The sequence below is a fragment of the Gemmatimonadota bacterium genome (assembly GCA_016720805.1).
Taxonomy (GTDB): Bacteria; Gemmatimonadota; Gemmatimonadetes; order Gemmatimonadales; family GWC2-71-9; genus Palsa-1233.
The window spans coordinates 97,703-110,166 of sequence record JADKJZ010000002.1 but is presented as its reverse complement, the minus strand read 5'-3'; the positions used below and the strand labels follow the sequence as shown (position 1 = coordinate 110,166).

General features: G+C 67.7%; 11 protein-coding genes and 1 pseudogene. 10 read left to right on the top strand and 2 right to left on the bottom strand.

All coding sequences use genetic code 11. The features are described from left to right. Nucleotides 1-113 precede the first annotated feature (113 nt). From IPP98_03690 to IPP98_03675, 4 genes are all read left to right on the top strand, one after another. Nucleotides 114-1,607 (top strand): glycosyltransferase family 39 protein, encoded by a 1,494-nt coding sequence (locus tag IPP98_03690; protein ID MBL0178213.1) that lies wholly within the window; start codon nt 114-116, stop codon nt 1,605-1,607. A 501-nt stretch (nt 1,608-2,108) separates the two neighbouring features. Continuing rightward, on the top strand, nt 2,109-5,879 hold the full coding sequence (locus IPP98_03685; GenBank protein ID MBL0178212.1) for a hypothetical protein: 3,771 nt from the start codon (nt 2,109-2,111) through the stop codon (nt 5,877-5,879). Nucleotides 5,880-6,023: 144 nt separating this feature from the next. Continuing rightward, nucleotides 6,024-6,770: a radical SAM protein gene (locus IPP98_03680; GenBank protein MBL0178211.1), complete on the top strand. Its 747-nt coding sequence runs from the start codon at nt 6,024-6,026 to the stop codon at nt 6,768-6,770. A gap of 8 nt (nt 6,771-6,778) precedes the next feature. After that, the gene (locus IPP98_03675) at nt 6,779-7,210 is read left to right on the top strand and encodes an SPASM domain-containing protein (GenBank protein MBL0178210.1); all 432 of its coding nucleotides are present in this window, start codon (nt 6,779-6,781) and stop codon (nt 7,208-7,210) included. Here IPP98_03675 and IPP98_03670 read toward each other — a convergent pair. Next, nucleotides 7,192-7,914: a class I SAM-dependent methyltransferase gene (locus IPP98_03670; protein ID MBL0178209.1), complete on the bottom strand. Its 723-nt coding sequence runs from the start codon at nt 7,912-7,914 to the stop codon at nt 7,192-7,194. The two genes, IPP98_03675 and IPP98_03670, sit on opposite strands and share 19 nt — an antisense overlap. 210 nt (nt 7,915-8,124) lie before the next feature. Here IPP98_03670 and IPP98_03665 point away from each other — a divergent pair, with 210 nt between their 5' ends. The 5 genes and pseudogenes from IPP98_03665 to IPP98_03645 all read left to right on the top strand — a co-directional run bounded on the left by IPP98_03665 (nt 8,125) and on the right by IPP98_03645 (nt 11,410). Next, nucleotides 8,125-8,658, top strand: coding sequence for a DinB family protein (locus IPP98_03665; GenBank protein ID MBL0178208.1), 534 nt, complete (start codon nt 8,125-8,127; stop codon nt 8,656-8,658). A 177-nt stretch (nt 8,659-8,835) separates the two neighbouring features. Continuing rightward, a complete protein-coding gene (locus tag IPP98_03660) occupies nt 8,836-9,222 on the top strand; it encodes a DUF1801 domain-containing protein (GenBank protein ID MBL0178207.1) in 387 nt (128 codons plus the stop codon). Nucleotides 9,223-9,251: 29 nt separating this feature from the next. Then, on the top strand, nt 9,252-10,451 hold the full coding sequence (locus IPP98_03655) for a serine hydrolase (protein MBL0178206.1): 1,200 nt from the start codon (nt 9,252-9,254) through the stop codon (nt 10,449-10,451). Between the two features lie 31 nt (nt 10,452-10,482). Further along, on the top strand, nt 10,483-10,926 hold the full coding sequence (locus IPP98_03650; GenBank protein ID MBL0178205.1) for a nuclear transport factor 2 family protein: 444 nt from the start codon (nt 10,483-10,485) through the stop codon (nt 10,924-10,926). 20 nt (nt 10,927-10,946) lie between these two features. Next, nucleotides 10,947-11,410, top strand: a pseudogene (locus IPP98_03645) (tRNA (cytidine(34)-2'-O)-methyltransferase). Between the two features lie 7 nt (nt 11,411-11,417). Here IPP98_03645 and IPP98_03640 read toward each other — a convergent pair. Continuing rightward, nucleotides 11,418-11,870: a c-type cytochrome gene (locus IPP98_03640; protein MBL0178204.1), complete on the bottom strand. Its 453-nt coding sequence runs from the start codon at nt 11,868-11,870 to the stop codon at nt 11,418-11,420. A 98-nt stretch (nt 11,871-11,968) separates the two neighbouring features. Here IPP98_03640 and IPP98_03635 point away from each other — a divergent pair, with 98 nt between their 5' ends. Next, nucleotides 11,969-12,409, top strand: a complete 441-nt coding sequence (locus IPP98_03635; protein MBL0178203.1) for a DNA-binding response regulator — start codon at nt 11,969-11,971, stop codon at nt 12,407-12,409. The last annotated feature ends 55 nt before the right edge of the window (nt 12,410-12,464 follow it).

Sequence of the window (12,464 nt, the reverse complement as noted above, 5' to 3'; positions counted from 1 at the left end):
TTCAGGGGTCTCGGCTGCCGAACCTTCCGGGCACACTGGCGACGGTCCTCCGCGATGCAACGGTCGCTCCCGGCGCATCCGACGTCACAGTCGGACTCTGGCTTTTCCTCGCCTTGCTGGCCGCGCATGTCGTGGTCGCGCGCTGGCTGCGCCGCATCGTGCCGTCGCATGACGCCGCGGCCACAGCCGCGCCTCCGCTCCCCCTCATCCCCGTCCTCGTGCTGCTGATCGTCGGCCTTGCCGCCCGCCTCCCCGGCCTCAACGACGGCCTCTGGTTTGATGAAATCCAGACGCTGGTCGAGTACGTGCGCCAGCCGTGGAGTGTCCTGCTCACGACCTTCGACAGCACCAATCAGCACTTTCTCTTCTCGATCGCCGCCCGCGGCGTGCGGGCGATTGGCGGAGAATCGGCGGCAATGCTCAGACTTCCCGCCGTGATCTTCGGCGTGTTGAGTCTCTGGGCCACCGTGGCCTTCGGCCGTCGCTGGATCCCCGCGCGCGAGGCGTGGTGGTCCGGCGCCCTGCTCGCCGTGTCCTACCACCACGTCTGGTTCTCCCAGAACGCGCGCGGCTACACCGGCTTGTTGCTCGGCACCCTGGTCTCCAGCAGCCTGATGCTCGACATGCTCCGCGACACGCCTGCGACGAGGCGTCGGGTCTGGAGCTACGCGCTGGTCGTGGCGCTGACGCTGCTGACGCACGTCACCGCCCTGGTCGTCGTGGCCGGTCACGGGGTGTGCTGGCTCCTGTGGCTGCGTGCGCAGCCACGGGGCACCGCACGCTGGGCGCCCGGCGTGGCGCTGGTCCTCGGTGGCACGGTGGCGATGATGCTCTACGCGCCGGTCCTCCCCCAACTCGTCGGGGCGCTGGGATCGTCCGGGACGGGGGTCACGGGCGCCGAGTGGCAGCGCCCGGGGTGGTTTCTGGCCGAGGCGATTGCCGGCTTGATCCGTGGCGTGCCAGCCGGTGCGCTGGTGCTGCCGGTCACGGCCGTGGTGGTGCTTGCCGGACTGCACGATGCGTGGCGACACCACCGACTCGCGGCCATCATGATGGTCCTGCCGCTGCTGATGATGGCGGCGCTGCTGCTCTCGACCGGTCACAACATGTGGCCGCGGTTCTTCTTCTTTGGTGCCGCGTTCGTTGTGCAGTGGGCTGTGCACGGTGGCTTCGTGGTGCTGGCGCGCCTGCTGCCTCGCGCCGCGACCAGGATCGGGGACGCGGGACTGTCAGCCGTCACGCTGGCGTCATTGCTGTTGCTGCCTCGCGCCTGGGCGCCGAAACAGGACTACCCCGCCGCCCTGACCTGGCTCGCCGAGGCGCGGACGCCGACCGAGCCGATCATCGGCACGGAGATGATGGAACTCCCGATGAACCAGTGGCTCGGGCAGCAGTGGCCGATCGTGCGCACGGTCGGCGAGCTGCAGGCGCTGGAGGCCGGAACAGCGACCACGTGGGTGGTCACCACCTTTCCCATCCGGCTGGAGTCCACGGCCCCGGCACTCGCCAGCTACCTCGACTCCGCCTATACCATCGCGCACCAGGTTCCGGCCAGCATTGGCGGCGGTGAGGTGCGCATCCTCAAACGGCGACCCGCGACCCAGTAACCACCCCCGCAGTATCCCGCCCCGTCCTGCCGCGACCCGCTTCCAGCCAACTCTGCACCATGCAGTACCTTACCGCCCCCACTCGGCACCTTGCCGCGTGAGGGGCCGGATGCCTCCAGGCAGGCGCCGGCCGGTGGTGCACTGTCTATTTGTGAGATAGCCTGCCGATACTCTGAATGGCAGTCGCCGATATGCAGTCGTATAAGTCGTTATAAAACAACGGCTTATTGGATATGTACGCGCGGGAGGCGACTGTGGCCTCTCCCTTGCAGTTTCTAAACACCAGGACCGGGAGAACAGCCCGGCGCAGGTGACATACCGCTGCACAGAGCACACCCGGGGCGACCCGGAGTCGCAGAGCCAGGGAGCTGTCCGCCAGCGCCGTATCGACGGTGTGGCAGCCCGCCCAGCCGCCAGCGGGATTCCCCCTTCGCGAGACGCGGGGGACGTCCGACGACGAGGCTCGTCGTTGGGCTGCATCCCAATGGAACTGGACTGACGATGACGAACATGACGCCGATTTCCTCCAAATCTTCCCGTACCACCCTCGGGTGGCGCGTTCTTCTGGCGTTGTTGCTGACCGCCTCGTGTGGCGAGACCGACAGTGGCGGCCTGACGGGTCCCGCGCCGACCGGTGCCCTCGAGTTGTCGCTCTCCGGGTTGCCGGCGGGTGTGGCAGGTCGCCTGATCGTCATCGGACCAAACCGGATTGATACCCTCACCTCGAGCCGCATGCTCTCCGGCCTCACGCCGGGCGAGTACCAGCTCGCGGCGCAGGACGTCGACGCCGCCGACGTCACCCTGTTGGCCAGCCCGGCGTTTCAGACCATCACCGTCAACGGCGGCGGCACGGCAAGCGCCCACGTCGACTACCATCCGGGGGCACCGCGTTCCGGCAGCCTGACGGTGGCCGTCGAAGGGCTGCCGGCCGGCGTGAATGGCGCGGTCGCCGTCTCCGGCCCCAGCGGCTTCTACCAGAACCTGACGACGACCACCTCCGCGGCTGGCCTCATTGCCGGCACCTATCTGATCGCGGCCAATCCCGTCACGATCGATGGCGAGACCTACGCGGCGGAACCGGCGAGTCAATCGGTCGTCGTGGTGACCGCCGAAATGCGGACCGGCGTCGTGCAGTATCGCCGGGTCGTGGCGGCGAGCGGTGCGCTCTCGGTCACCACCAGCGGGCTCCCGACTGGCGCGATGGCCGCGATCACGATCAGCGGCCCCAACAACTTCGCAGCGACTCTGACGGCCTCGTCGCAGCTCGAGCAGCTGACCCCCGGCAGCTACACCGTGGCGGCCAGCGAGGTGGCGGTCGAGGGCGCGCGACATATCCCGACCCCGGCCTCGCAGGTGATCACGGTCACCGGCGGCAACGTCGCCGCGGTTGCCGTGACCTATGCACCACCGTCCACCCAGGTGACTGGAGGACTCAACCTCCAGGTCACCGGTCTCGGCGGCGGTGCGCCGGCGGCGATCGCCGTGAGCGGACCGAATGGCTACGCACGCCTCGTGAACGCGACATCCGTCATCGATGGATTGGCGCCGGGCTCCTACACCGTCAATTCCGTCGCCGTGCTCGTCAACGGCCTCAGCCACACGCCGTCTCCGTCGTCCCAGACCGTCACCATCGTCGCCGGTGCGAGCGCCACCGCCAACGTCGCCTACAGCGTGCCCTCGCCGACGTTGGGACAGCTTCAGATGACCATCGCCGGCCTCCCGATTCCCGCGGCCGCCGCCATCACGGTGACCGGCCCCGATGGCACCCCGTTCCAGGTCACCGCCTCGACCACGATCGACGGCCTGACGCCCGGCAGCTACACTGTTGCCGCCAGTCCCGTCACGGTCACCGGCGTCAACTATCTGGCTGGCCCGGCGTCGCAGGTTGCCACCGTCGTCGGGGGCACCACGGTCGCCGTCTCGGTCCTCTATGTCGCGCCCACCCCCAGCATGGGGCAGCTGGCGGTCGACATCAACGGCCTCCCGGGTGGTGCGGCGGCCGCGATCACGGTGACCGGCCCGAACGGATACAGCCGTCAGGTCACGACCTCCGAAACGATCAACGCGCTTCCGATCGGTGGATACACCGTCACCGCGAGCGCCGTGACGGTCGGTGGCGTCAGCTATCTCCCGACGCCTACCGCCCAGGCGGCGGCGATCACCGCCGGCGTTCGCACGGTCACCGCCTTCAGCTACGCAGCGCCGAGCCCGACCACCGGCAGCCTGACGCTGACGGTCAGCGGCGTCCCCGCCCCCGCCGCGGCGGCAATCACCGTCACCGGACCGGACGGCTTCAGCCGCGCGGTCCCCGCGACGACGACCCTCGAGGGATTGGCACCGGGGAGCTACACCGTCACCGCCACACCGGTCGTACTCAGCGGTGTGAGCTATCTGCCCGCACCGACTTCGCAGGTCGTGACCGTGACGGCAGGCGCCACCGGTACCGGTGCCGTCGCCTATGCCGTGGCCGCGCCGACCACCGGACAGTTGTCGGTAACGATCAGCGGGCTCCCGGGTGGCGCGAATGCGGCCATCACGGTGACCGGACCGAACGGCTACAGCCATGCCGTCACGGCCAATGAGACGATCACCGGGTTGTTGCCGGGCAGCTACACCGTCGCCGCGACGTCGGTGGTCGCGAGTGGTGTCACCTACCTCGCCACCCCGACTTCGCAGGCCGCCACGATCACGGCGGGTGGCAGCAGCAGCAGCAGCATCGCCTACGCCGTGCCGGCACCCACCACCGGGCAATTGACGGTGACGGTGAGCGGGCTCCCGGGTGGCGCCAATTCCGTCATCACGGTGACCGGACCGAACAGCTACAGCCACTCGGTGACTGCGACCGAGACCATCACCGCATTGACGCCCGGCACGTACACCATCACCTCGAGCACCGTGACGTCGGGCGGGACCAGCTACACCCCGGCACCGAGTTCGCAGACCGCGACGGTCACGGCCGGCGCCACGGCGACCCGATCGGTGGCCTACACCGCCGTCGCCGCGCCGGCGACCATCACCGTGGACACGACCATCCGCTTCCAGCTGATGACGGGATGGGAAGCCACCACGCAGGTCGGGCAGGCGGAGCCGGGGTTCGCGGGATATCAGACGGAACTGATGGATCTCGCCGCCAACGACCTCGGCATCAACCGTCTCCGCCTGGAGATTGCCAGCGGCGCGGAAAATACCGTCGACTACTACGCGCAGTACCGTGCCGGCACGATCACCTCCGCGCAGTACAACGCGCAGCGCTATGCCTGGGTCAACGACAACGCCGATCCGAACAGCGCCAATGGTTCGGGCTTCAAGTGGTCGAAGCTGGATGAGTCGATCGAATCGACGGTGTTGCCGATGCGGACGCGGCTCGCGGCGCGCGGTGAGGCGCTGTACGTCAACTTGAACTACGTCTCCTTCGGCAACTCGACGGCACAGCAATCGGCGGCCGAATACGCCGAATTGATCCTGGCCACCTTCCAGCACATGCAGAGCCAGTACGGCTTCGTGCCGAACGCGGTCGAAGTGATTCTCGAGCCGGACAACAACACCATCCGGACCGGGACCGGCATTGGCGGCCTGATCGCCACGACCGGTGCGCGCCTCGCCGCGGCAGGCTTCCATCCCGACTTCATTGCGCCGTCGGTGATGAACATGGGCAACGCCGTGGCCTATCTCAATCAGATTGTGGCCGTCCCGGGTGCGCTCACCTACCTCACGGACGTCGCCTACCACCGCTATGCCGGCGTCTCCGACGCCAACGTGGTCGGCATCAAGACGCGCGCGGCGCAGCTCGGCCTCGGCACCGCAATGCTCGAGCATATCGGGAGCGGTGTCGAGGATCTCTACGCAGACCTGACGCTCGGCAACGTGTCGGCGTGGCAGCAGTACACGCTCGCCTACCCGACCAACGACAACGGCGCCCAGTACTACTACATCAGCGGCGGCCGGCCGGTGATGGGGGCGCTGACGAAGTCGCTGCGCCAGTACTTCCGCTACGTGCGGGCCGGCGCGACCCGGGTGGCGGCCACCAGCCTGAGCGGCTCGGTCCGTCCGGTGGCGTTCACCAATCCTGGAGCGGGGATGGCCGTGGTGTTGCACATCGATGCCCCGGGCACCTACACCGTCGGGGGCATGCGCGTCGGCACCTACGGGGTCGAAATGACCAATTCGTCCGGCACGCGGAGCACGCTCCCCAGTGTCACGGCGACTGCCAACGGGACGGTCAGCATTTCGCCGACCCAGAGTGGCGTCCTGACGCTGTATCGCACTCCCTGACCGCCCCGATGTCGCAACCGAGGGACCCCGGCCCGCCAGAGGGCGCGTCCCGGGGTCCCTCGGTGCATATTCACCGATGCGGGTGAGCGTCTGGCCCGGCCCTTGCTCCCCTCAAGCAGCTCAACCATCCCCCCGAGGGTGTCGATGAACCCGATCCAGCGCCTGGCGCGTCATGCCCGGCTGACGAGTTACTCCTATCGCGACATGGATAGCCCGCCATTTCTGGTGCTGTTCATCAACTCGATCTGCAACATGAAGTGCGAGCACTGCTTCTACTGGACCGCCCTGAACCAGAAGAACGACCTGACGAAGGACGAGCTCTTTGCCCTCTCGCGCTCGCTGGGGAAGATCGAGAACCTGAATCTCTCCGGCGGGGAACCGTTCCTTCGCCCGGAATTCGGCGAGATCTGCCGGCAGTTCATCCAGCACAACGGGGTGAAGGAGATTTACGTCCCGACGAACGGCTACTTCACGGCCCGGACGATCGCGGCGATCACCGAGGTCCTCAAGGAGCCGAGCCTCAAGCTGTTCGTCGCCGAGATCTCGCTGGACGGCATGCCGGAATTTCACGACAACTTCCGCGTCGCGCGCCACGCCTTCCAGCATGCCATGGAGACGTACGACGCGCTGGTCGAGCTGCAGAAGTCCGACCCGCGGCTGCGCATCCACTCCATCTCGACGGCCACCGACGTCAACATGGACGAGATCCGGAAGCTGACGACCTACTTGTATGAACGGTGTCCGCAGATGGACCACCACAACCTCGCGATCATCCGCGGCGACCGGAAGAATCCGACGCTGGTGGGACCGAGCCTGGCGCTGTACGAGGAGCTCTACGAGTACATCCGGCGGCTCTGGGCGCCGCGGGAGGTCGGGCGGCGCGGCTCCTGATGGAGCCGATGCTGCAGTGGGGCAAGGTGGAAACCGTCAAGCAGAACCGACAGGTGATCCCGTGCAAGGCGGGTCGGATCTCCGGGGTCGTGTACGCGAACGGGGATGTCGGTGTCTGCGAGATTCACGCGCCGATCGGCAACCTGCGCAACAACACCTTCCCCGAGATCTGGCATTCGGAGGAGGCGAAGCGGCTCCGCGCCTCGATCGCGAACAAGGAATGCCACTGCACGACCGAGGTCTTCATGTGGTCGAGCATCGCCTATCAGCCGATTCCGCTGGTGCAGGCGCTGGTGCGCGGGAAGGTGTGGAGTCGGGCGCTCCCGCTTCATCCCTCGGAACGGGTGCCGATCAACCTCGAGCAGGATGGTCCCAAGGCCAAGGGTGGGGCCTCGAGCGCCGACGAGGCGCGGGACGCCAGTCAGGCCGCCGGGTCCTGAGCGCCCTCCGGGCGGGTGAAGAGGTACACGACATGGGGATACGGTAGCCAGTCCGCGATCGGATAGGTCTCCATCGTGAGCTCTGGCGCCACGAGGGCACGATAGGTCTCCGCCGGTCGGTACCACATGTCGAAGCTCTGCGTCATCGCGACGTCGAGCAGCCAGGTGAACCAGCGCTTGTAGGCGGGACGCCGCGCGATCTCCTTGATCACGAGGCGTCCACCCGGCTCCAGCCGCGGAACGGTCGCCTGCAGCAGCCGTGCCTTGCCGCTGTCCGGCAAGTGGTGCAACAAGTCCATCATCACCACGCAATCATAGCTCGCGTCCAGCGGCAAGTCGGTGCAGGCATCCCCAACCTCGAAGCGGAGATTGGTGAGCCCCAGCCGTTTGGCCGCCTCACGGGCCATCGCGATCCGTCCGGCATCGATATCGAAGCCGTGGTAGAGCAACGCCGGGTTGCGAGAAGCGAAGTAGAGCCCGAACAGCCCGAAGCCGCAGCCGATTTCCAGCACCCGTCGCTTGTCGCGCATCCCGAGGCCGATGATCTGCAGAATGTCGATGTTGATGATGAGGAAGCGGATGGTGCAATAGGCCCGGATGATCGGCGAGTCGTAGACGGCGATGATGCGTCGGAGGAGTGCCTGATGCTCCGCGCGGGCGCGGCGCCGATCCTCGTCGATGCCGATCGTGGTCTCGGTCGCCATGGTGGGTACTCGCTCGTCAGGAAGGGTGCATTGCGCCGTGGAGCGGGGAAGTATGGAACGGCCGGTAATCGCAGGCAAGCAACGGCGGAACGAGGCGTGGCGCGCCTTCGACACCAACGCATGGTCGACACCCCACGCACCATGTCGCTCCCCGCTCGGTGGCTGCGCATACCCTGACGTCGACCCGGCACTCTGCCGGATCGCTTCACCATGCACGCCGAGGACCAGATGTCGACTCGCGCCAACCAACTCGCCGACCGGATCGAGGAGGGCGCCGCCCTGCTCGCCGCCGTCGCCCAGGATCTCACACCCGAACAGTGGTCCACGCCGGTTCGTCCCGACGGCCGGACCGTCGGGGTGATCGTGCACCATGTCGCCAACATGTACCCGATCGAACTCGACGTGGTCCGGGCGGCACTCGCCCACGACGTGATCAGCGACGTCACATGGGAGGTGGTCGCCGGCATCAACGCCGCGCATGCGGCGGAACACGCCGGCGTGACCAAGGAGGCCGCGCTCTCGCTGCTCGCACAGAACAGCGCGGCGGCGGCCCGCGAGGTCCGGGGCCTCTCCGATGCCGACCTCGACCGCGCGGTGCCGTTCTCGCTCAGCTACGATGCCCCGGTCACGGTGCAGTACATCATCGAGGACCATCCGATGCGGCATCCGTGGCACCACCTGGCCCGGATTCAGCGCACCCTCGGTGTGCGCGTGATCCGTCGGGCTGGCGCCGCGGCCGCCTGAGCGCCACTCTAGGGGGCGGTTCCCGGCATCGAGGGGGCCGCTCCACGCCGCGCCCCGGGACGGTGTCCGGCATCCCCTGCGAGAGGATGACCTTTCCTGGTTGCCGAAACCTCCCCGCCCCCAGGCCGTCATGCGCTGGTAGCTTCCGCAGGCCCCCTCGGGAGTATCTCCATGGCGATGAAGAAGGTGGTCCCCGCCGCGAACCCTGACGCCTACGTTGCGGCGCTCCGCGGTTGGCGCCGCACGGTGGTCGAGTCGCTGCGCGCTGCCGTCCAGCGCGCGGCGCCACTCGAGGAAGTCATCAAGTGGGGTCACATCGTCTATCTCGCCAACGGCCCGGTGCTGCTCATCCGTGCCGAGGAGGAGCGGGTGCTCTTCGGCTTCTGGCGCGGGCAGCGACTCACCGAGATCGAGCCACGCCTGAAGCCTGGCGGCAAGTACGAGATGGCGACGCTGGAACTCCGCCAAGGAATGACCATCACGGCGCCGACGGTGCGCAACCTGGTGCGCGAGGCGGTCGCCCTCAACCAGACGCTTGGCAATCCGACCGACGCCGCGAAATGATTCACCCCCATCCTCTTCCTGGAGTCCGCGTGCGCCTGCCTTCAATCCGCCGGATGTTCCTCGCGGTCCTGCTCGCCAGTGCTGGAATCCAGGAGGTGTCCGCCCAGGCGGCACCCGTGCGCACCGAGTGGCCGCGCACCACGCCGGCCAAGGTCGGCCTCAACGCGGCGGTGCTCGACTCGATCGACGCCGAGATCCGCTCGGGGCGCTACGGCAACATCGACCGGATGCTGGTGATCCGCCACGGGCGGGTCGCCTACGACAAGAGCTACCCGGTCGACTACGAAGCCGCGTACGGCTCGCTGGCCAAGATTCCCGGCGGGCTCAACGCGCACGACCTCACCGGGCCGTACAACTACTACAACACGTGGTGGCATCCGTTCTACCGCCGCGGCGACTTGCACACGCTGCAGTCGGTGACCAAGACCGTCGCCTCGGTGATCATCGGGACCGCGGTCACGCGCGGTGACTTTCCCAGCATCGATGCGCCAGTGCTCTCATTCTTCGACACGACGAAGGTCGCCAACATCGACGACCGCAAGCGGCACATGACGGTGCGCCACCTGCTGACGATGACTGGCGGCTTCGACTGGAACGAGTCGCTGCCGTACACCGATCCGCGCAACACCGCGACGGCGCTCGAGGAGAGCGCAGACTGGATCCGCTTTACGATCGACCGACCGATGATGCGCGAACCCGGGACGCAGTTCAACTACAGCAGCGGCGAGAGCGCGCTGCTCGCGCACATCTTCCGTCAGGCGACCGGAAAGGACATCGAGGAATACGGCGCGGCCCACCTCTTCCGGCCGCTCGGCATCTCGCGCTGGTTCTGGAAGCGCACGCCGTCGGGCACCGCCGACACCGAGGGCGGCCTCTACCTCGAGGCCAGCGACCTCGCGCGCGTGTGGCAGCTCTTCCTGCAGCAGGGGACGTGGCGCGATCAGCGCGTGGTGTCGGCCGATTGGGTGCGCCAGTCCGTGACGCCGGCCGTCGCGACCGGTTCCGGGCCGAACGCTTCACGGTACGGCCTGAAGTGGTGGCTTCACCCCGACCCGCTCGACCCGGCCAAGTTCGTCTGGGCCGGGTCGGGATTCGGCGGCCAACTTCCCGTGGCCTTCCCCGACCTCGACATGGTCGTCGTCTTCAATGGCTGGAACATCGCCGGCGGCAAGCAGCTGCCGTTCCGTGCCATCCAGGGACGGCTCGCGCGTGCCGTCGTCGCCAAGTGATTTCCCCACACCCTGCACCACGAGGCCGGTCATGCGACTGACACCTGGGCTCCTCCTGTTCGCGGCCGTCATCACCGCGCCCGTGGCGCTCGCCGCACAACAGACCGCGAGCGCGCCGTCCGATCAGGCGGCCGTCCGCGCCGTGGTCGAGCGCTACCTCCACGGGCTCAAGTTCAACGACGTGCCATCCTTGCAGGCCGCCTTCTGGCCCGAGGCGAAACTCCTCTTCATCAAACGCGATGGCACCATCGGCCAGCTCACGCAGGCGGAGTGGCAGAAGGGCTTCGTGGCCAACGCGGGAAAGGAAGAGGAGGGGACCCTCCGGATCACGGCGGTCGACATCACCGACAACGCTGCCTCGGTGAAGGTGACCGAGACGTATCCGAAGTCGGTGTACGTCGACTATCTCAACCTGCTGCGCGTGCGGGGTGAGTGGCGCATCGTGAACAAGATCTTCACCAGCCGGCCTCGGTGAGCGAGACGCCGCCGGCCGCACTGCATGTCGTGCTGGTGCACCCCGAGATTCACTGGAACACCGGCAACGCCGGACGGACCTGTCTCGCCGCCGGCGCCACGCTGCACCTGATCGAGCCGCTCGGCTTCTCGCTGGACGAACGGGAGGTGAAGCGGGCGGGGCTCGACTACTGGGAGCATGTCGACCTCCGCGTCTGGCCGGACTGGGAGACGTTCGCGCGGGAGCTCCCCTCGCTGGGGAGCCGTGGTTCTTCTCGACCAAATCGACGCGACTGTTCTGGGATGCCCCACTCGCCACTGCGGACGGGCGAGGCACCGTCCTCATCTTCGGACGCGAAACCGGCGGACTCCCCGACGACCTGCACGCCCGCCATCCCGAGCGCTTCCTCGCCCTGCCGATTCACTCGCCACTGGTGCGCTCGCTCAATCTCTCCACCAGCGTGGCCGTGGCGGTGTACGAGGCGCTCCGCCAGCGCCGACACTGATCCTGCGCTAGCGCTTCGCTCGCGAAATCGACCAGACATAGGCGGCCATCGACTTCACCTGCGGGTCGGTGAGGTTCATCGGGCCACCGCGGGCATTCATCGGGAAGCGGTGGGTCGTGTCCTTGATCGACGCGCGCGGCACGCCGTTGGTGATGGTACCGACGATCTCCGCGTAGCTGCCACTGTGCTGCAACCACGGCCCAGTCACGAGGCTCGGACCACGCGGCGTGCCGATGCCCTTGGCGCCGTGGCACCGCGTGCAGGATCCGCCGGCATAGAGCGAGTCGCCTTCGGCGATGGCCGCTGCCGTCACCTCGGCGGGGCGGGCCGGCACCGCCGGTGCGGCCGACGCCTGCGGCGCAGTGGACGGCGCGGTGGTGCCATAGGAGCAGGCCGCGGCGAGCGAGGCGGTGGCCACGAAAGCGATGAGCGGGAGCAGGCGAGAACGGGTGGAAGACATCGGAATCACCAGGGGTTGGGGAGGAAGGGAAGCTACCAAGCGGGACCGCCGATTCCCGGTCGACGCCGCTCAAATCCACGGTAGATTGTAGCATCACCATGACCATCCTCCGCTACGGCCTCCTCGGCGGCCTCCTCATCGCCGCCCTCCAAGCGGTCGAGTACCGCTGGCTGGTGCTCGACCACTCCGTGCAGATCTACGGCGGCCTCGTCGCCGCGCTCTTTGCCGCGTTCGGGATCTGGCTCGGCCGGCGGGTGACGGGGCCGAAGCCCACGGTGGTCGTGCAGGAGGTTCTGGTCCCGGCACCCAGGGATTTCGTCCGCGACGACCGCAAGGTCGCCTCCCTCGGCCTGACCCCCCGCGAACTCGAGATCCTCGAGCTGATCGCCGCGGGCCTGAGCAACAAGGAGATCGGCGAGCGGGTCCACGTCAGCGAGAACACCGTCAAGACTCACTCGAGCCGGGTCTTCGCGAAGCTCGGCGCGCAGCGCCGGACCCAGGCCGTCCAACTCGGGCAGGAACTCCGCCTGATCCCGTGACCCCCCGATTCCGTCACCTTTCCGGGTGATTTCGGCCAAAATCGCCGGAAATCAT